Origin of the sequence: Amphritea sp. 1_MG-2023, from assembly GCF_030547545.1 — a bacterium.
Classification (GTDB): Bacteria; Pseudomonadota; Gammaproteobacteria; order Pseudomonadales; family Balneatricaceae; genus Amphritea.
Window position 1 is genome coordinate 113,413 of sequence record NZ_JAUOQE010000001.1, and the last position, 19,691, is coordinate 133,103.

At 48.0% G+C, this 19,691-nt stretch carries 17 protein-coding genes; 5 read left to right on the forward strand and 12 right to left on the reverse strand.

Annotation, left to right across the window (positions count from 1 at the left end; translation table 11 throughout):
* Nucleotides 1-30: 30 nt before the first annotated feature.
* Entirely contained in the window at nt 31-1,689 is a 1,659-nt protein-coding gene (gene leuA, locus Q4488_RS00490; protein ID WP_303578480.1) for a 2-isopropylmalate synthase, read from the reverse strand.
* A gap of 398 nt (nt 1,690-2,087) precedes the next feature.
* On the opposite strand from leuA, the gene Q4488_RS00495 reads away from it, so the two are divergent.
* Nucleotides 2,088-2,573 (forward strand): Lrp/AsnC family transcriptional regulator, encoded by a 486-nt coding sequence (locus tag Q4488_RS00495; RefSeq protein ID WP_303578481.1) that lies wholly within the window; start codon nt 2,088-2,090, stop codon nt 2,571-2,573.
* Between the two features lie 92 nt (nt 2,574-2,665).
* Nucleotides 2,666-3,136 carry a hypothetical protein gene (locus tag Q4488_RS00500; protein WP_303578482.1) on the forward strand — a complete coding sequence of 157 codons (471 nt, stop codon included), beginning with the start codon at nt 2,666-2,668 and terminating at the stop codon, nt 3,134-3,136.
* A gap of 149 nt (nt 3,137-3,285) precedes the next feature.
* Here the strand turns inward: Q4488_RS00500 and Q4488_RS00505 are convergent, their stop codons facing one another.
* The 7 genes from Q4488_RS00505 to Q4488_RS00535 all read right to left on the reverse strand — a co-directional run bounded on the left by Q4488_RS00505 (nt 3,286) and on the right by Q4488_RS00535 (nt 9,886).
* Nucleotides 3,286-5,919 carry an EAL domain-containing protein gene (locus Q4488_RS00505; protein WP_303578483.1) on the reverse strand — a complete coding sequence of 878 codons (2,634 nt, stop codon included), beginning with the start codon at nt 5,917-5,919 and terminating at the stop codon, nt 3,286-3,288.
* A 130-nt stretch (nt 5,920-6,049) separates the two neighbouring features.
* On the reverse strand, nt 6,050-7,300 hold the full coding sequence (locus tag Q4488_RS00510) for a sensor histidine kinase (protein ID WP_303578484.1): 1,251 nt from the start codon (nt 7,298-7,300) through the stop codon (nt 6,050-6,052).
* A 118-nt stretch (nt 7,301-7,418) separates the two neighbouring features.
* Entirely contained in the window at nt 7,419-8,075 is a 657-nt protein-coding gene (locus Q4488_RS00515) for a response regulator transcription factor (protein ID WP_303578485.1), read from the reverse strand.
* Nucleotides 8,072-8,335 carry a PepSY domain-containing protein gene (locus Q4488_RS00520; RefSeq protein ID WP_303578486.1) on the reverse strand — a complete coding sequence of 88 codons (264 nt, stop codon included), beginning with the start codon at nt 8,333-8,335 and terminating at the stop codon, nt 8,072-8,074. Before Q4488_RS00520 ends, Q4488_RS00515 begins: the two co-directional genes overlap by 4 nt.
* Nucleotides 8,328-8,891, reverse strand: coding sequence for a diheme cytochrome c (locus Q4488_RS00525; RefSeq protein ID WP_303578487.1), 564 nt, complete (start codon nt 8,889-8,891; stop codon nt 8,328-8,330). Before Q4488_RS00525 ends, Q4488_RS00520 begins: the two co-directional genes overlap by 8 nt.
* Nucleotides 8,892-8,895: 4 nt before the next feature.
* Nucleotides 8,896-9,279 carry a DUF1924 domain-containing protein gene (locus tag Q4488_RS00530; RefSeq protein ID WP_303578488.1) on the reverse strand — a complete coding sequence of 128 codons (384 nt, stop codon included), beginning with the start codon at nt 9,277-9,279 and terminating at the stop codon, nt 8,896-8,898.
* Nucleotides 9,272-9,886 (reverse strand): cytochrome b/b6 domain-containing protein, encoded by a 615-nt coding sequence (locus Q4488_RS00535; protein WP_303578489.1) that lies wholly within the window; start codon nt 9,884-9,886, stop codon nt 9,272-9,274. The genes Q4488_RS00530 and Q4488_RS00535 overlap by 8 nt, the downstream gene beginning before the upstream one ends.
* A gap of 369 nt (nt 9,887-10,255) precedes the next feature.
* On the opposite strand from Q4488_RS00535, the gene ilvC reads away from it, so the two are divergent.
* Both ilvC and modF read left to right on the forward strand, forming a co-directional pair.
* Nucleotides 10,256-11,731: a ketol-acid reductoisomerase gene (gene ilvC / locus Q4488_RS00540; RefSeq protein ID WP_303578490.1), complete on the forward strand. Its 1,476-nt coding sequence runs from the start codon at nt 10,256-10,258 to the stop codon at nt 11,729-11,731.
* A gap of 103 nt (nt 11,732-11,834) precedes the next feature.
* Nucleotides 11,835-13,268 carry a molybdate ABC transporter ATP-binding protein ModF gene (modF, locus tag Q4488_RS00545; protein WP_303578491.1) on the forward strand — a complete coding sequence of 478 codons (1,434 nt, stop codon included), beginning with the start codon at nt 11,835-11,837 and terminating at the stop codon, nt 13,266-13,268.
* A 144-nt stretch (nt 13,269-13,412) separates the two neighbouring features.
* Here modF and Q4488_RS00550 read toward each other — a convergent pair whose 3' ends face one another.
* From Q4488_RS00550 to Q4488_RS00565, 4 genes are all read right to left on the reverse strand, one after another.
* Nucleotides 13,413-14,357: a porin gene (locus Q4488_RS00550; protein ID WP_303578492.1), complete on the reverse strand. Its 945-nt coding sequence runs from the start codon at nt 14,355-14,357 to the stop codon at nt 13,413-13,415.
* 305 nt (nt 14,358-14,662) lie between these two features.
* Complete coding sequence (locus tag Q4488_RS00555; protein ID WP_303578493.1) at nt 14,663-16,204, reverse strand: tripartite tricarboxylate transporter permease; 1,542 nt, start codon at nt 16,202-16,204, stop codon at nt 14,663-14,665.
* A gap of 4 nt (nt 16,205-16,208) precedes the next feature.
* Nucleotides 16,209-16,682 (reverse strand): tripartite tricarboxylate transporter TctB family protein, encoded by a 474-nt coding sequence (locus Q4488_RS00560; RefSeq protein ID WP_303578494.1) that lies wholly within the window; start codon nt 16,680-16,682, stop codon nt 16,209-16,211.
* Nucleotides 16,683-16,880: 198 nt separating this feature from the next.
* Nucleotides 16,881-17,864, reverse strand: coding sequence for a tripartite tricarboxylate transporter substrate binding protein (locus tag Q4488_RS00565; RefSeq protein WP_303578495.1), 984 nt, complete (start codon nt 17,862-17,864; stop codon nt 16,881-16,883).
* A 217-nt stretch (nt 17,865-18,081) separates the two neighbouring features.
* Between Q4488_RS00565 and Q4488_RS00570 the strand changes: the two genes are divergently transcribed.
* On the forward strand, nt 18,082-19,686 hold the full coding sequence (locus Q4488_RS00570; protein ID WP_303578496.1) for a sensor histidine kinase: 1,605 nt from the start codon (nt 18,082-18,084) through the stop codon (nt 19,684-19,686).
* The last annotated feature ends 5 nt before the right edge of the window (nt 19,687-19,691 follow it).

Consider the following 19,691-nt stretch of genomic DNA (forward strand, 5'->3'; position numbering starts at 1 on the left):
GATCTTCGTCCGCTGTCAATGCCTACTAGTTCAGGCGGCTTGAACCACCTCAAGACCGGTACGACTGAAGGCTGTCAACATCGCTTGCAGCGTGGCGGCCGAGGTATCACCGGCCACTGCAACGGCGTAATACGCCTCGCCATTGATCTGCACCGCAATCGACGCTTGCGCCTGAGCAGCGGTACCCCCACTGATGGCATGCTGATCAAACTGAATCACTTCAATCGTGCAGTTAAACGCCTGAGTCAGCGCCGAACACAACGCTTCAAGTGCACCGGCACCTTCACCATTAAACTGATGTTCGCCGATGTAAAAACGAGCATTCACATGATGTGCTTCGGTGTGTAGATCATAATCATCCAACTGCCATGTAGTTGGCACCGCGATAAAGTGCTCATCAAATAGCCGTTTAATATTCGTCGACGATACCTCGATACCGCTCTGCTCTGCGGCTCCCTGAACCACTCGACTGAGTGGAAAGTGTAGCCACTTCGGCAGGTTGATCGCATAATCACGCTCCAGCACCAGCGCGACGCCGCCTTTACCACTCTGCGAGTTAATCCGCACAACTTCTTCATATTCACGGCCGATATCACGTGGATCGATCGGCAGATAAGCCACATCCCAATGTTGCTGATTATGTTCAGTGTGATAATTAACCGATTTACGAATCGCATCCTGATGGCTACCGGAGAATGCGGTATACACCAATTCGCCGGCCCATGGGTGACGTACTCCCACCGGAATCTCGGTGCAGCTTTCCACCACCTTATTAATCTCTACGATATTAGAAAAATCCAGCTTCGGATCGATTCCTTGAGAATACAGATTCATCCCCATGGTAATCACATCCATATTCCCGGTGCGCTCACCATTACCCATCAACGTACCTTCGACACGGTCGGCACCGGCCAACACGCCAAGCTCTGCCGCCGCCACCGCACAGCCTCGATCATTATGGGTATGCAGACTCACACGCACATAGCGACGATTAACCAGATGACGACAGAAATATTCAACCTGATCGGCAAAGCCATTTGGCGTAGACATCTCCACCGTGGCCGGCAGATTAATAATGATGTCGCGACCACTGTCAGGCTGCCACTGCTCAATCACGGCATCACAGACCTCGATGGCATAATCCATCTCCGTGCCACTAAAACTTTCCGGTGAGTATTGAAACGCCCACTCGGTATCGGGATGCTGTTGAGCATACTGCTGCACCCACTTGGCACCCTGTACCGCGATCGCTTTAATCCCTTCACGCGATTGACCAAAGACCTGTTCACGCTGCACGGTGGAGGTTGAGTTATACACATGAATCACGGCTTTTTTAACCCCAGTCATCGCTTCATAGGTGCGTTTAATCAGCTCTTCTCGAGCCTGAGTCAACACCTGAATCGTGACATCCTCTGGAATCCGCTGTTCATCCACCAGCTTGCGAACAAAATCAAAATCAGGCTTCGAAGCCGAAGGAAAACCAACCTCAATCTCTTTAAAACCCAACTTAACTAATAGATCGAATAATCGCGTTTTCTGCTCAACACTCATCGGATTCACAAGCGCCTGATTACCATCCCGTAGATCAACACTGCACCAGTCGGGGGCCTGTGTGAGTGTATTATCTGGCCAAGTGCGGTCAGTCAATCGGATCGGTTCAAATGCCTTGTATTTACGATGATCGAACATAGTCTCGTCCTGCTAAGTCCCTGCCAGCGGCAGTCTTGGGTTTATAAATGATCAGCCATTACATCGGTTATCAATATTGAAATCCCGCGCGATAAGGCGCGGGAGCAAATCGGTCGTTCACATACTTTTGGTACGCATCATTCAGCTCGGTAAACTGACGCTTAAACCTGAATAAACACTTTTGGTGTTGTCATCCACATCCGCTGATAACGGTATGCTTGAATGGCTCTCAGCAAGTTTGATTGGTTCCGCATGCAACAGAGCAATCAATAGGTAAAAGTGTAAAGCGATTGCTGCGCAATAACCGCGCTAAAAAAGACAAATTCAACGGAATTGCGCAATTAAACCAAAACTAATAGACTAAATAATTAAATATAATTGCGCTAAGCGATCAAACAATGAAAACAAACCACACTATCGACCACTTTGACTTAAAAATATTGCGCGAATTACAACGCAATGGTGGGGTGTCAAATCAAGATCTAGCAGAAAAAGTCGGTCTAACGGCAGCCCCCTGCTCTCGACGGGTAAAAGCCCTAGAAGACAGTGGTATCATTCTCGACCGCGTTGTCCGCTTGGACGAACGAGCCGTTGATCTTAATCTGATGGCGATCCTGCATATCAGCATGGATAAACATATCCCTGAACGATTTGAAGCATTTGAAAAAACCATCATTGGCTTTCCCGAAGTGATGGAGTGCTATTTAATTACCGGCCATGATGCGGACTATCAACTCAAAGTCGCAGTACCCGATATGGACCGTTATCACGATATTTTGTTGGGAAAAATAACCCGTATTCAAGGGGTTACTGGTGTCAAATCATCTTTCATTATGCGCAAAATTGTCGATACCACGGCGGTGCCACTCAATTATATCGGTTAATCACCATTATCGATGATTGAAGCCCTGATAAACCCCGTTATAATCTAGCGATTAATTACTATCCACCGCATCGTTTCGGAAGGGACACACGCATGAAATACTCGTTCATATTTTGCTTAGCTTTGCTGACAGGCTGTAGCAGTATCGTCAATCAACCTGAATACAAACTGTCAGACAATCTATCAGATAAGACGATTCAAACGCTCTCGTGTAATCGTTATGACGTCTGCAGTGCTTTGTATATCGATCATAATCGCCCCAAAACACTGAAACTCGCGGTCAAAGGTGATTACCATGCGATTAACAGCGCGACATTATGGATAGACAATCAAGCTTTCGCTCTAACCCCCACCATCGCCTATACCCGTAATGGCCGGACTCACTCGGGGAGTCGTATCGCTATGCGTCCATTTACATCGGATCAGTCGCTCAATGAAAAACTCAAGCAATCTAATAAAGTCATGCTCGAAGTGCATCAACAAAGCTTATTTTTCAAAACGCTGATGAAAGATGAAGATTTTATCCATCCTCATTGGAAAGAGTTACTCGCCGGACTTAATTAAACAGCCCCAGCTCGCTGAGCGACAATCGCTACCAAAACTTGTCGCTTAGCCATTGAATGAATATTATCCCTCATGCCTTAATCTCACATCTCTGCCGTTAAACTTTTTCAGTGATGCCTTTTCTGTTGCGCCTTTGCAATTGAAACTTTTCAGTTTCGCGACTCAACAAGTTGGCAATATTCGGCCCCTCTATGCGGTGTCTCGGCGCTGTGCTCATCTTGCTGGGCTAATAATAACGACAGTTCTTCGGCAGGCAGGGGGCGACTAAAATAATACCCTTGCGCATAATCGCAGCCCATGTCGGTCAACATCGTATCCTGCTCCGCATCTTCGATCCCCTCGGCAATAACACTGAGATTCAAGTTCGTCGCCAAGGCTATAATAGATTTGGTAATCGCTTGATCATTAGCATCGTGCACGATCTCTTTAATAAAAGCCCGATCAATTTTTAATGAATCGGCCGGCAGATGCTTTAAATAACTCAGACTAGAATATCCGGTACCAAAATCATCAATACTAATCGATACGCCTAACATTCTCAGCTGAGCTAGGATGCGGATAGCCGCCTCAACATCCTCCATAATCATGCTTTCCGTTATTTCAAAATCAATTTTCGAGCTATCGATCTGCTTTTCAGTCAGCAACAACTCGACCCGCTGACAAAAATCCTGCTGCTGAAACTGCCTAACGGATAAATTAATCGCCATATTATCGAGCCATGGATACTGCTCCGACCAGGTTTTCATCTGCATACAGGCGGTTTGTATGACCCACTCGCCGATCTCGATAATCAACCCCGTTTCTTCGGCCAATGGAATAAACTCCAATGGCGAAACAATACCCATTTGCGGATGTTGCCATCGAATTAAAGCTTCCATGCCAACGATCTGCTTAGTCTTAAAATTAACTTTAGGCTGGTAATAAAGCACGAACTGCTGATCATCGAGCGCTTTTCGCAGGGCATCCTCGAGATGCCGTTTACGTAATATCTGCTCTCGAATGTCTTGCGTGTGAAACTTAAACCCGTTACGGCCAAGCTTCTTAGATTGATACATCGCCGCATCAGCGTTCTGAATTAAGGTTTCGACAATATCCGAATCATCAGGACACACACTGATACCGATACTACTGGTTATACTCAGATCATAGCCCTCAATAAGGTAAGGCTGCTGAATAATGAAGAGCAATTCGCCGGCAATATTCGATAACTCAAACATATGTTCAAATTTTGGAATCAATACAACAAATTCATCGCCGCCAAACCGAGACACCACACTGTCTTCGGGTAATTGCAAAGCGATACGTTCGGCCACCGTTTTGAGCAATTGATCACCCAGTGAATGGCCGAGGGAATCGTTAACATTCTTAAACTGATCCAAATCGAGAAACAGTATCGCCGCCTTTGTTTTATTACGTTTGGTATCAACGATCACCTGCTCTAAACGATCATTGAGTAAATTTCGATTAGGTAAACCGGTCAATTCATCATGGGTTGCCATATGAGCCAGTCGGTTAGCTTCTCTATCTAAATCGTCCTTCATCATATCCACAGCTAAGGCTAATTCAGTCATTTCAATACTGCCCCAATCCGCAATAGGCTCCGGCTTAAGTCCAATCGCAAACAGGCGCGTGCGTAACACCAGCTGTTCAATCGGTTTCGATACGACTTTACGCACAGCGCCATTAATCAATAAGCTGATGGCCACGGCGGTGAAAACGAAAAATAAAGCCGCGGTATAAACCACTTTAACGAGATTGGCTAAAATCGCATCGGTCGGGATTAAGTGCAAATAACGCCAACCCATCGGCTGTAATAAAACCCCAATAACCTGATAAGATTGACCTTGCATCGATACCTCCCCCAATAGCGTCGAGACATTACTCAAAGGGTGGGTTAACAGGGTTAATAATTCTGTTTCTTGCTTATCGATCGTAAACGGCTCTGCCTTACCTTCCAGCTGTCCTTGCCAGGGCCCCGCTAAAATAAAATCCCCCTTCTTATCTCTCAAGATATGCTGCTCACCGGCAAACTTATCATCCGAATCGTGCATCAAACTAAACAATCGATTCAGCTGTATATCTTGGCCTAGCGTCCCCACCCATACCCCGTCAATATCCAACGGATGAACGGCACTCACCATCCAACTAGCGGGGGTCGGATCAAACAGAGGCGGTGTCCATTGGGTTTGCCGCTGAGGGTTCCGTTCGGGCGATGCGAGGGTCATCCAATCAGTCGCCGTATAATCGGTGTCGGGTGTCATTCGATAGACAAAATCAGGAAAAACTCGATCGTAGATCAATTCCGCTCGATGATGATCTAAAAACCAAATATTATTAAAAACTTTTTCACTGCTTGTGGCGACACCAAACGACTCAAAGATATCGAACATTCGGCCATAAAAGCGTTTACTCTCGACGGTTATATTGTAGTCCGGAGGTAAAAACAGCCCCGCTTGTAGATGACCGCTATAGGTCTCTTCTGTATTCCGCCACGCGCCATCTGGCGAAACAGACATCCGCCGATCAAACCGCGCCACATCGATATCACTGCGATCGAGTAATTGTCGATTGATGAGTCGATCTAGCTTTTCAAGTTTGACACTAAAGGTATGTAAATCAGATGCAAATTCATCTGCCAAAGCCTGCACATGAACCTGATGAGCCGCGAGTTCGGTTTCTAACAATTCTTTTTTGGCAGTAAAATAAAAAACAATTAGTGCCGGCAATAACACTGCCAATGAGCTTAAAACAACGATCCAGCTCATTTTTTTAGATACATTCATACTGAGCAATTCCCAAACACAATCCCAGATTTCCCAACACTTATATGGGTTAAACCGTCCATTCTAAACGATTGTTCTAGAGATTGATGATTTAACCTCCCCAATATGGTACATGCTCAATAAGACATAACTACAACGGCAACTCAATAGAGACCTGCACACCATGAGGCGGGCGGTTTGCCACGATCAAATGACCCTGATAGCTAGCCACAATATCATGACAGATCGATAGACCTAAGCCCGAGCCTTCGAGCCGCTCATCTAAACGCTGACCTCGCTGCATGAGCTGTTCAATGTGTGCTTGGGGCAAGCCATTACCATCATCACTCACCCGAATCACCACCCTGTCTGCGTTTCGAATAATCTTTAAATCAACCTCACTGAGTCCATATTTACAGGCATTATCCAGCACATTACCCAGCAGTTCGAGCATATCATCACGATCCTGCGGTAATGTACCTGCCGCTGCGACATCGGCATTTATTCGAATCGCCGGGTATAACTTCCTAAGAATGTCGAGCATCGGCGGCAGATCATCGGCTAGCTCGGTCTGTCGGCCCGGTGATGATACGCCCACGATACGGGCACGTTTCAGCTCCCGTTGAACCAACCACAGGATATCATCTAATAAGGTTTTAATATCCGCACTCACCGCCGTGGCCGATTCGTCCTGCAGCTGCTGTAGACGATGCAAAGGGCGTTTAATTTCATGGGCCAAATTACCTAAGGAGTGTCGCGAGCGACTCACACGCTGCTTTAGTTGCTGCAATAATTGCTCAATATCATCGGCCAAGGGCGCCAACTCTTGCGGTACCGTGCTCAAATTAGGTTTATCATCCGCATAGCGAAAGGCCTGAATCTTATCCCTCACGGAATCCAAATAACGAAAGTTACGAGTCAGAATCCACTGCTGCATAAAGAACAGGGCAATAGCGCCGCCTAATACCACCAGCAGCGCCCAGAATGAATAACGCCACTTCAATGCATCCAGTGGCGAGCTATCTTCAATAACCGTTAACGTAAACAGCACACCACCCTTACTAAACCCTTGCTGCCACACCAGCCAATGCTGATCGTTAATCCCGGCCATCTCAAAACGACGACTCTCTCCTTGAGCCAGCGAAGAGAATTCCGCTGAATAATCCCATAATGAACGGCTGCGCAACTCGATGTCAGGGCCAATAACTAAATAGTAGTGGCCCGATAAGGGCCGCTGATATACCGCACTTTCACCTCGAGCACTGACCTCCCAACCTAAGTTTTCCGCGGCGGGCTGCAACGCGGCAATAATCGATTCTGCATCATGCTTCAGGCGAGAAAGAATATATTCATGGGCAATCTGGCCAACGCCCCAATTAACGACGATCAACAGCGATCCCATGGTCAAACACAGAGCGATTATCAAGCTACGACTTAACTGTGCGCGAATCGATAGCCTAGGCCGGCTAGGTGGCTGATCAGGGCTAGACTGTTTATGCTTTAAGTCGGCAGTCAACGGCTCACCCTATCCGATAGCCTTTGCCCCACTGCGTTTTGATAAAGTCTTTACCAAAATAATTACGCAGCCGGTTCACATAGACCTCAATGACATTACTGTCCTTGATCTGATCCTCTTCATATACCTGCTCACTCAGATAGCTTTTAGAGTGCACCTTATCAGGATGCATCATGAATTGTCTTAACAGGCGAAAATCGGTTGAGGTCAAACGGATAACCCGGCCATCCTGAGCAATCGCCTGTTGTTCTGACAATAACAGACGCACGCCTTTCCATTCCAACACATTATCAGCTTTGCCCAGCGTCCGTCGCACCACCGCCTGTAATCGAGCAATCACTTCATCGGCATAAAAAGGCTTACCCAAATAATCATCGGCACCGGCGTTCAAACCATCAACCCGTTCATGCCAAGCATCTCGAGCCGTCAAAACAATGACCGGTACAGCGTTGCCTTGGCTACGCCAATGTTTCAGCACATCCAAACCGGGAATGCCAGGCAAACCCAGATCCAGCACGACCGCATCAAATGCTTCCTCATCCCCCAAAAATTGACCATCGATACCATTATAAGCCACTTCAACCACATAACCGGCTTGGTGTAAGCGGCGTTTTAAACTGTTGGCTTGCTCAACATCGTCTTCAACTAAGAGAATTCTCAATCGTCCCTTTCCTCTTTTAATACCCGGCCATTCTCGGCATCGATATGAAACTCCCGTACCTCACCATCTGCACCTAGTACTTCGATCTCATAGATGAGTCGGTGATCTTCCTCTTCAACCTCAAGATCAAGCAGGCGACCTGCCAAACGGGATTGGTTTAAGCTATAGATATCAGCAAACGACATCATTTTTCCTGCCGCGACCCATTCGCGTACCTGCGTATCACTGACATCTGAACCGGCCACAGCGAGATTAATCATCCCAACGGCCATAACCAGGAATACGAACCGTATCCTCATCAAACTCTCCACGTTCTGCGCGCTGATGACACACATTACAGTTACTAAAGCTGCCGACTTCTGGGTTGCCGCTCACCAGTCGTTCAGGCACTTCATCGTGTTTACGTATAAAATAGGGCAACTCGGTTATCCGCAGCGGCGCCTCACCGGCCATCCTTTTTAGCATTCCTCGACCCGGATTACCCGCATTCTCCGAGAGGTAAGCGGTAATCATCGCCACAGGCCCTTCGGACAGTTCAGCATTTTCACCAAAATGATCATCCAACGTCGTCATGATTGAGCGCCAACTTGCCTCGGGTAGCAACCCCGGCGGATAAGCGATATGGCAAGCGCCGCACTCTTCTCGATAAGCCATTGCAGCAGGACTTGAAACACCACTGCTATTGGCTACCCCCCTATTATAGTTATCCGACGCGCGGCTCATACCGGTGAGACTCAATCCCCAGGCAGCAAGCAACAAACTGCCCGCGATACCCCAACGCAGATAACCCACTACTTTATTAACATTAGCATTCATAACCTTATTGCTCCCTTATCCATACGAGGATATCGCCTTTTTCTTGGGCACTACAGACACGTTTAAGCGTCCATTTACAGTTGCGTAAAAACCATTTATCAATTTTGTCACTATCGGTAAAACGTTGCGGATTAACCGAAGGGGCCATCGGTTTAATCTGCTTGCCGGTTTTAATATGTTTGCCAACCCCCTGGGGGCTGTCACCATGGCACTGGGTACAGCTACGGCCATTATGATTGGATATCCACAAGTTCAATCCAGCCTCGGCACTAAATGCCTGGGCCCCCTCGGTGCGATACTGCGCCAGCTTCTCATCAATCACATCGGCCTGCGCCGTGAGCGCGAAACCCAGCAACAGCCCTATCACTGCGAAACGGCCATTAGACATGTTCTTCTCCTGTTAATGTTTCAACACTGGACTGTGGGTTAGGCGCTTTTTTTACCCCGCTGACCATCGCCTTAACGAGATTCTCCCGATGGAGAAAACTACTCACAATCACCCCAGCGATATGGATAAACACCAGCATTAAGGTCGTGTTGGCACAAAACTCATGCAGCTCTTTTACCCAGTCATCATTCAAGGCTGTCACAAAGGTGCCCGCCAAAGGGCCCGCGTTATCCATCGCTAACAACGTCATGCCAAAAAAGCAGGTCAGGGCCAACATCAACAACAGTGCAACCACCATCAAACCACCCGCTGGGTTATGGCCTATATAGTGTTCTGCCCTACCACTTAATAATGATTTGAGATAACGAACCACCCGAGCCTTACCCGTGACAAAATTACCGAAGCGCGCATATTGAGGGCCAACAAAGCCCCAGAGCAGGCGAAAAGCAATCAGCACACTGATGGCATAACCCATATAAATATGGACGGTTTCAAAATCGTCTTCCGTTAGATAGGCCACCGTGAAAAATAGTGCCAATGACCAATGAAACACCCTCACTAGAGGGTCCCAAACGTTGATTGTCTGTTGGCTCTTATGCGTTGTCATCGCCGTTCTCCTAATACCATGTCGGTAGTCATATGTCTGATAAGTACTATTTTAATGAGCAGTGCTTAAAAGAAGCTTAAAAACTCTTAGCCGTGGCCACGTTGTTAAGATTAAAAGAGCTACCAAGCGGTTCATTGCGAGCGATCGAGATCATTCCATAAAATGCAATACTATGATTTAGATATATCAATATACGCAAGATTACTTTTTCTATAGAGTGGCCCTATTAAATTTCAGTCGGGCTGTCTGTATAATATTGGCCTGCCTGATTTTGAGCCTCGTCAGATATGTTGTACCTGCCAGGTAAAGAGAACAGAACTTTCAGTCGCCGCCTGCTGGCCGTGACTTAATTAACCGGAACTATCAGATATGTCTAATAACTACTTCAACACGCTGCCACTGCGTGAGCAGCTGGAACAACTGGGCAAATGCCGCTTTATGTCTATCGAGGAATTCAGCGATGGCGTTGAAGCTCTGAAAGGCAAAAAAATGGTTGTGATCGGTTGTGGCGCACAGGGCTTGGCTCAGGGTATGAACCTGCGTGACAGCGGTTGTGACGTTTCCTACGCACTGCGTGAAGCGGCTATCGCTGAAAAGCGTCAGTCTTGGAAAAATGCGACTGAAAATGGTTTTGTTGTCGGTACTTATGAAGAGCTGATCCCAACGGCTGACGTAGTACTTAACCTGACACCTGATAAGCAGCACACGCCGGTTGTAAACGCCGTTATGCCGCTGATGAAAGAAGGCGCTTGCCTGTCTTACTCTCACGGTTTCAACATTGTTGAAGAAGGTATGAAGATCCGTGAAGACCTGACCGTGATCATGGTTGCACCTAAGTGCCCAGGTTCAGAAGTACGTAACGAATATGTGCGTGGTTTCGGTGTGCCTACCCTGATCGCTGTTCACGAAGACAACGACCCTAAAGGCGAAGGTCTAGCACTGGCTAAAGCCTACGCTGCTGGCACTGGCGGTCATAAAGCGGGCGTGCTGATGTCCTCTTTCATCGCTGAAGTTAAATCTGACCTGATGGGTGAGCAGACTATCCTTTGCGGTATGCTGCAGACGGGTTCTCTACTGTGCTTCGACAAAATGGTTGAAGAGGGTATCGATCCAGGTTATGCCTCTAAGCTGATTCAGTACGGTTGGGAAACAGTGACTGAAGCGTTGAAATACGGCGGCGTCACCAACATGCTGGATCGTCTATCTAACCCAGCTAAGATCAAAGCATTTGACCTATCTGAAGAACTTAAGCAGATCATGCGTCCGCTGTACAACAAACACCAGGACGACATCATCGATGGCACCTTCTCCCGTACGATGATGGAAGACTGGGCTAACGATGACAAAAATCTGCTGGGATGGCGCGCAGAGACGGCTGAAACGGCCTTTGAAAAGACACCCGCTGGCGATGTAGAGATCTCCGAGCAGGAATACTTCGATAACGGTATCCTGATGGTTGCTATGGTTAAAGCGGGTGTTGAACTGGCATTCGAAACCATGACAGCTGCCGGCATCATCGCGGACTCAGCTTACTATGAGTCACTGCATGAAACGCCGCTGATCGCTAACACCATTGCCCGTAAGAAGCTGTATGAGATGAACGCTACGATCTCCGATACTGCTGAATACGGTTGCTACCTTTACAACCACGCTTGCCTACCTCTGCTGGCTGACTTCATGAAGGACATCAAAACCGACGTTATCGGTAAAGGTCTGGAACTGGACGACACTGGCGTCGACAACGCTCGCTTGATCGAAGTGAATGCTGCCCTGCGTGCACACCCGGTTGAAGCGATCGGTTCGGTTCTGCGTGGTCACATGGCTGACATGAAGAAGATCGTTTAATAACGATTTCGCCTGTGATTTGTAACAGCTAGATGAAGGCCGGGACTAACCTCCTGGCCTTTTTTTTAGTATTTAAACTACCTTACTCGGACTTCGGATAGCTATGAATATTCGCCTCGATAACCTGACCGTAAATTTTGATGATCGCTTTCAACTGGATGAGATCAACTGGCAGCTGGACGACAGCCAGCACTGGGTGATCACCGGCGCCAATGGCGCGGGTAAATCGGCATTGGCGGCTATTTTAGCCGGAGCCGGAGAATCAGTAGCCGGATCAATCACAGGATTACCAGCCAAGGTTGGGCTGGTCTCATTTGAAGCCCAAGCTGAGCTCATTGAGCGGGAACGCAAAAAAGATGATGCCGATATTATGGATGTTATCGCCGAGGGTACACCGGTGCATGAGATACTCCATGAAGGCAGCCGTAACCCCGCTTTGATCCAGCAACTGGTGTCGATGTTTAAATTGGAACCCCTACTCGAACGGGCATTCCGCAAGTTATCCACCGGCGAATCCCGTAAGGTGATGCTGATTCGCGCACTGGCCAGCGAGCCTGAATTATTAGTCTTGGATGAGCCCTTCGATGGCCTCGATGCCCACACCCTAGAAATGCTGCAACAGTATCTGCACGGCTTAGTCGAAACCGTACCAATGGTACTGGTGCTTAACCGCTTCGATGAATTCCCTGATTTCATCACCCATATCGCCTATGTCGATCAGGCCCGTTTACAACATCAGATCGACTGTAACGATCAACAAGCCTATAACGATCTATATCAGTTGCTACACCTAAAAACCACCGACTTACAGGTGCCCGCCGCCGACCCAGACACCGCCATCCCCAAGCTTGATCCGACACAACCACTGGTACAACTCAACAAAATCAACATCACCTATGATGGCCAGCGTATTATCGATTCACTGGATTGGACGATTCAGCCCAACCAACATTGGCAGCTAAGCGGCCCTAACGGCAGCGGCAAGACAGGCCTGCTGTCGTTAATTACCGGCGATCACCCACAGTGCTATGTTAATGATATTTTCGTGTTTGGCTTCCAACGCGGCAATGGCGAAAGCATTTGGCAGATTAAACAGTTTATCGGTTATGTATCGACCGCTCTGCAATGGGAATATAAAGTCGGCACCGGCCTGCGTAATGTGATTATTTCAGGTTTTTACGACAGTATCGGCCTATATACCAAAGCCACCGACCGACAAAAAAAGATCGCCGATGAATGGCTGGCATTACTAGGCATGACCGACCGAGCCGACACCCCGTTCAACAAGCTATCCTACGGTGACCAGCGCCTGTTACTCATCGCCCGCGCAATGGTCAAACACCCACCCCTGTTAATTCTCGACGAACCCTGCCTAGGACTGGATGATATGAACCGCCAATTAGTATTGGCGCTGATCGAGAAAATCTGTGCGGGCAGTGAAACCTCGGTGCTCTATGTTAATCACCATGCCGAGGACAAGATCAACGGCATCGATAACTACCTGACTCTGGAAAAGCGTGAGTCTAACAACCACTAACCTAGCGGCATGATTATTTCACAGACAAAAGAAAGCCCGGCACTGATGCCGGGCTTATTCTGCGCTGATCAGCGGCACAGTCGTAAGGTCAGATATCCGAAGGGGAAGGACACCTAACGCTCAGTTACGTACCGCAGGCAAGAATCAGAACACGATACGCATACCCACCAAATAACCCGGATCGGTATCATCGGCATCGGTATCACCAATCTCGCCAAATACGCTAACCGCTTTCTGCTCCGGGAAATTGTAAGTCGCGTTAGCGTACCAGCCAGTTATATCATCACCGGCGTCTTCATCACGGTTCTGAACCCCCACAGCAACAGTCGTCGTTTCGGCAATCGGGAAAGAGGCTACTAGGTTATACACATCTGCGGTATCTTCCATAGAACCATAGTCAGCGCCAAACTGAGCAAAGCCTGCATCAAAGGTGACGCCTACGCCCCAGGCAGAGACAGAATCAGCCCCCAGTTCCTGATAGGTCTGATACGCTGCCATCAGTCCTAGATTACCCAACTCAGTAGAGACAAACAGGTCAGTGGATTCAGTATCATCGCTGTCCCCATTACCTTCCGCTTTAAGATCGGTAGAGACGGAAACAAACAGGTTTTCAAACTGCGCATCAACACGAATAACATCATCACCCTGATCGTTGTGGAGGTCGAAAATATCATCCTCAACGACCGTTTCATAAGCCTTTTCAACGCTGAATTCATCAGTTGAATAGTTCTGTTTACCCACCCGCAAATCGATGTTGTTAAAACTCAGACCTAAATAAGCTTCTTCCAGCTTACCACCATCCTGAGAATCGCTGCTCTGATCATTGGCTCGCTTATCAAAACTATAATCTAGCTGAGCGAAAGCACTCATGCCGTCATTGAGGCGATAAGTTACTCGGTTTTTCAATTCCAGATCATCAAACTCAAGATCCTGATCTTGGTTATCACCAATCTTCTGCCGCAGTTGAACCTGTAGGTCACCCTTAAGCTCATATTTCAGGCCGTTATCTTCATAGATGGTTGCCGCTTGGACGGAACCAGCCAGCATTGCGGCTGCGATTGCAGTAGTCAACGCTACTCTATTCATCATCTTCTCCACTTCGTGTATGGATTGCTTTTATATTTTTTGTTCAGGTTTTCGGGGTGCCTGAAGCCCATTGGTGCTCAATGATCGCCACTGTCTAACAGCTATTCCGATGTCATGGAGTGGATGCGATCGGTGGCGTTTCAAATACTTTAACCAGATAGAGGAAACAATATAAGATATTGAAAATAAAGGATTTAATACCCATAAAATGCATTAAGTTCATTTTATTCACAGCACCAAAAAGGCATAAAAAAACCCTGGCAATTGCCAGGGTTTGTAAGATTTACAACGGTCATAAAAAATGATGTTCAGCCTTCGCCCTCATTCACCGCTACTTCGGGGCCTCGGGCATTTTTACGGTTACGCAACAGCTCTAACGCCGGAGGAACCACCAACACAATCAACGCGATCGAAATAATGGCCAAGGTAAGCGGACGCTCCCAAAGGAAAGCCAAACTACCATCGGAGATCACCAGTGCACGGCTCAAGTTGGTCTCCATCAAACCACCGAGAATATAGCCTAGCAGCATCGGCGCCATCGGGAATTGCAGCAACTTAAGGAAAATCGCTATCACCGTGATCACCACCATCATATGGATATCGAAGGTGTTAAAACTGACCAGATAAACCCCCGTAATCGAGAAGAACAGGATCATCGGAATCAAAATCGGCCGAGGAATCAACAGCAACTTCGATATATATGGAATCAGCGGCAGGTTCAAAATCAACAACACCAGGTTGCCGAAATACATCGAAATAATCACTGACCAAAACACATCGGGGTTATCCAAGAACAGCCGAGGACCAGGCTGAATGCCATAGGCAATCAACGCACCCAACATAATAGCGGTGGTGCCTGAACCGGGAATTCCCAATGTCAGCAGTGGTACAAAGGAACCGGTTGAGGCCGCATTATTAGCCGATTCAGGTGCCGCCAAACCGCGTAAAGCACCTTTACCAAATTTAAGCTTTTCTTTCACCGAGGCCAAGTTACGTTCTAGGCCATATGCAAGGAATGAAGCAATCGTGGCACCGGCACCGGGTAACACGCCGACCAGAAAACCAAATACCGACGAACGAGCGATGGTTGGCGCAACCTCCTTAATCTCTTCTTTACTGAGTTTCATACTACCCAGCTTACTCATATCAACCTGCTCTTCTTCCTCCCGATGCTCACCTTTCAACACCGTCATCACTACTTCAGTCAACGCAAAAGTCGCCATCGCCAACAGCAAGAAGCTAATACCATCAATCAGATCGAGGCTGCCAAAAGTAAAGCGGGTGGCACCGGAGGTAGTATCCGTGCCCACGGTAGCAATCATCAAACCAAACACGGTCATAATCAGCGCCTTAATGACCTGCCCCTTACCCGAGAAGGCTGCCACCGCCGTCAGCCCCAAGACCATTAGGGCAAAATAATCGGTGGACTGAAAGCTGAGTGATACTTTCGCCAGTGCCGGTGCAGCAAACAGCAGTGCCAGCGCGCCGATAGTGCCTCCGGTAAACGAGGAATAAGCCGCCAACGCCAGTGCTTTGCCCGCCTGATTTTTCTGAGCCAATGGGTAACCATCAAACGCCGTGACCACGGTGCTGGCACAACCCGGTGCGTTGATTAGAATTGATGAAGTAGAACCGCCAAAAACCGCGCCATAATACACCCCGGCCATCAAGATAATCCCGGATGAAGGATCCAAACCATAGGTAATCGGGATCATCAAGGCAACCGCCGAGATTGGGCCAAGGCCGGGTAACATACCGATAAAGGTGCCAGCAAAACAGCCTACCACCACCATCATCAGGTTAAAGGGCATAATCGCCGTGGATAGCCCGGTAAAAATTCCGTCTAACATCGCCTTAACCTCCAAAAAGTTGCATATAAAGCTGACCCGGTGCCAGATAGATATCCAACAATTTAGCCAATACAAACCAGATACCCACCGCAAACGGTACCGATACCATCAACAGCATTTTGATCCGCCGTTCACCCAACAACCAAAAGCCAACGATCAGAAAAAGTAGAGTAGCCAGCATAAAGCCGGTCCATTCCAATGCCAGACCAAACCCAACAATCAGCACTAACAACTTAGCCACCAGCGCAAAATCGTAGCCTTTGAGATTCAAGCGACTACCAGCCGAGCGTTTAGCGGTTAATAACAGCGCTATCGAGAGAATACCACCCAGTATCGCCAGAGTGTGAGGTACCGTGCGGGCGGTGAAAGGTTCGAACTCATCCCCCGGCAACATCTGTATATTGCCAGCATAATAACCGTAGAGTACGGACAGGCAGAGAAACACCAAACCGCCAATATGATCTTTAGTCATCATCATAAAAGACTCCAGGACAACCAAAACGGTGTCGGATAAAACAAAAAAGCTCCGGGCTAGCTATGATGATCGTCAGTCATAGTCTGAGATTACTGAGCCCGGAGAAGAGCTAAAAAATCCCTTATGCAGTAAGCATTAGGGTTAAATCTAGGGTATTAGGCGATATAGCAGCCCGACACCTATCGTTATGATCATTCCAAGTTACTTCAAGAAACCCAGTTCGCGCATTAGGGCGCCAACTTCTTTTTCCTGCTGTTCCAAGAACGCCACAAACTGCTCATCGGGGGTAAAGATCTCCACCCAACCATTACGAGCACGCACCGTTTCCCACGCTTCGGTGTCATACATTTGTTCTAGGGTGCTAACAAACTCCGCTTTAACCTCATCGCTGATACCCGGGGCAGCAAAAAAACCACGCCAATTAACAAAGCTGGCGTCATAGCCCAGTTCTTTAAGGGTCGGTACGTCCGGTGCGGCTTCATTACGCTCTTCACCGGTCATCACCAAAATCCGCACTTCACCCGATTCCGCTAGAGCCAGCGCTTCACTAAAACCGGTCGACAAAATCGTTGTTTCACCCGACAACAGACCCGCCATCGCCTTGCCACCGGCATCATACGCGACATAACGTACCTGACGGGCATCACCACCGGAGGCTTTAAAAGCCATCGCCGCCACTAAATGATCCATACTGCCACGGGCCGAACCACCGCCGATTTTGATAGCGCGAGGATTGTCGTTGAATTCAGCGACAACATGTTTAAAGCTGTTGTATTTAGAATCTTTGCGCACCACGAAGGCGCCGAAATCACCAATCGTGGCGGCAATTGGTGTTAGATCTCGAAACGACTGAGGAAACACTTTAGAAAGTGAGCGAATCACAATAGGAGTGGAGTTAACCATCAGCGTATCATGTTTCTGATCCGCCATTTCAACCAAACTTGCGATCGCTTTACCACCACCGCCGCCGGACATATTTTCGTAAGAGATGCCATCGACTAAGCCTGCTTTACTCAGCGCTTCACCGGTTCCCCGTGCCGTACCATCCCAACCACCACCGGCGCCACCGGGAATCAAAAAGTGGATCGACTCCATCGCCGCCACATGAAAAGAAGCACCCGCTGTCAAACAGGTTGTCAGCATCGCCGCCATTAGGGTTTTCTTATTTGCCGTTTTAAATAGCATCGTCATTCCTCGCTCGTGAACACTTGTTCTTATAGTGATAGCCACAATAGTTTTCTGTTACTTTTTAATAAAGCTTATGCATTTAAAGGTTTTTAAACGCATTAAAACCATTTTGTTCATAAAGTTCACAAGCCAAGTCGACAGCAATTGATTAATATCTAAGGCGTTGCCAATGGTCACCCATCGGCCACAACTTTCTTTGCAAATGAGTGCGATAATGAAGCCTGGGCAATTAAAACTAAAACAGCGAATGATCCTTATCCTCGGAATAATGGCGCTTATACAAACCGGCTTTATCGGCCTGTTTGCGTTACACTATTTAGAACGTTCCCTCGATGAACAGATCGGTCAGCGAGCCCTCGATGTCGCTAAAACCATCGCCGTCATGCCCAATGTTGTGGCCGCCGTAAAGCAAAAAGATAGCGCTTATCTGCAACCTCTCAGTCTCTCGTTAGCGCAAACAACACGGGCCCGTTTTGTCGTCATCGGGGATGATCAAGGCATCCGTCTAGCACATCCTCTGATCGATAAAATTGGCCACTCAATGGCGGATGATGACGGCGATACTGGCTATCAAGCACTGACTCAGGGTCGTGGTTATATCACCAAAGCAGTAGGCTCTTTAGGCTGGTCGATGCGGGGCAAAGCACCCGTTGTTAACACCGAGGGCGATATTGTTGGCATTATCTCGGTGGGTTATGACCTTAATCGCGTCAATGAGATTATCAACCGTTACCGGCTGACGCTTATTTTAGTGATTATCTGCTCGTTTATGCTCAGTGCGGCGATCGCGATTTGGTTTGCTAACCATTTCAAGCGCGCCATCTTCGGTTTAGAGCCGGAACAGATCGCCCGCCTGTTTGATGAACAACGCGCCACGTTAGAATCGGTTCGCGAAGGTATTATTGCGATCAATAGTGCCAGTGAAATCACCACCATCAATCAAACCGCCATTGAGACCCTAGGGCTGCCCAAAGAAACGAACCTTATCGGTCGCAAAGTAGATGAACTGCTGCCCGATAGTTCCATGCTGGATGTCTTAAAAAGCGGAGAACCTCAATTTGACCGAGAAGTTTGGCGCGGTAACCACTGCATTATTGCTAACCGTTTGCCGCTCAAACAGGGCGATACCATTACCGGCGCAGTCTCCAGTTTTCGACGTAAAGACGAGTTGGATATGGTCAGTCAGCAGCTCACCCGAATTCAACAATATGCCGATTCCCTACGCAGCCAATCCCATGAATATTCCAACAAACTCCACACCATCGCCGGGTTGATTCAGATCGGCGCAACCGACCAAGCGCTACAATTGATCGGACAGGAGAGCCAAAGCCATCAAGCACTGATAAAACTGCTGATGAAAGCGGTACCCGACCCGATACTGGCCGGTTGCTTATTGGGTAAATATAATAGAGCGCGCGAGATGGGCCTAACACTGGAGATAGACCCGGAAAGTGAGATGACCAGCCTGCCAGATACCCTCCCGCGCGAACAATTGGTAAGCATCCTCGGCAACCTTATCGATAATGCCCTTGAAGCGACCCTCAATTATCGCGGCAGTGACGCCAAAGTGCTGCTATCGATGACCGACCTAGGGAATGACCTGATCTTTGAAATCGAAGACCAAGGTCCAGGCATTCCACCGGAACAGCAAGATAAAATTTTTGAAAAGGGTTTCAGCAGCAAAGGCAACGATGGTCACGGCTATGGCTTACACTTAGTCAAAGGACTGCTCGATAAACTAAGTGGTACAATCATCATAGAGAGTGGCAACGATGGCGGCAGTCGCTTTACCGTTTATATACCTAAAAATAAAAAATAAGCTAG

Bases quoted from the DNA above. Each gene is read 5' to 3' on its own strand.
- leuA (WP_303578480.1), bottom strand. From the start codon at position 1,689: ATGTTCGATCATCGTAAATACAAGGCATTTGAACCGATCCGATTGACT.
- Q4488_RS00495 (WP_303578481.1), top strand. From the start codon at position 2,088: ATGAAAACAAACCACACTATCGACCACTTTGACTTAAAAATATTGCGC.
- Q4488_RS00550 (WP_303578492.1), bottom strand. From the start codon at position 14,357: ATGATGAATAGAGTAGCGTTGACTACTGCAATCGCAGCCGCAATGCTG.
- Q4488_RS00505 (WP_303578483.1), bottom strand. From the start codon at position 5,919: ATGAATGTATCTAAAAAAATGAGCTGGATCGTTGTTTTAAGCTCATTG.
- Q4488_RS00530 (WP_303578488.1), bottom strand. From the start codon at position 9,279: ATGTCTAATGGCCGTTTCGCAGTGATAGGGCTGTTGCTGGGTTTCGCG.
- Q4488_RS00565 (WP_303578495.1), bottom strand. From the start codon at position 17,864: ATGCTATTTAAAACGGCAAATAAGAAAACCCTAATGGCGGCGATGCTG.
- Q4488_RS00510 (WP_303578484.1), bottom strand. From the start codon at position 7,300: ATGGGATCGCTGTTGATCGTCGTTAATTGGGGCGTTGGCCAGATTGCC.
- Q4488_RS00560 (WP_303578494.1), bottom strand. From the start codon at position 16,682: ATGATGATGACTAAAGATCATATTGGCGGTTTGGTGTTTCTCTGCCTG.
- modF (WP_303578491.1), top strand. From the start codon at position 11,835: ATGAATATTCGCCTCGATAACCTGACCGTAAATTTTGATGATCGCTTT.
- Q4488_RS00520 (WP_303578486.1), bottom strand. From the start codon at position 8,335: ATGATTAATCTCGCTGTGGCCGGTTCAGATGTCAGTGATACGCAGGTA.
- Q4488_RS00555 (WP_303578493.1), bottom strand. From the start codon at position 16,204: ATGTTAGACGGAATTTTTACCGGGCTATCCACGGCGATTATGCCCTTT.
- ilvC (WP_303578490.1), top strand. From the start codon at position 10,256: ATGTCTAATAACTACTTCAACACGCTGCCACTGCGTGAGCAGCTGGAA.
- Q4488_RS00535 (WP_303578489.1), bottom strand. From the start codon at position 9,886: ATGACAACGCATAAGAGCCAACAGACAATCAACGTTTGGGACCCTCTA.
- Q4488_RS00500 (WP_303578482.1), top strand. From the start codon at position 2,666: ATGAAATACTCGTTCATATTTTGCTTAGCTTTGCTGACAGGCTGTAGC.
- Q4488_RS00525 (WP_303578487.1), bottom strand. From the start codon at position 8,891: ATGAATGCTAATGTTAATAAAGTAGTGGGTTATCTGCGTTGGGGTATC.
- Q4488_RS00570 (WP_303578496.1), top strand. From the start codon at position 18,082: ATGAAGCCTGGGCAATTAAAACTAAAACAGCGAATGATCCTTATCCTC.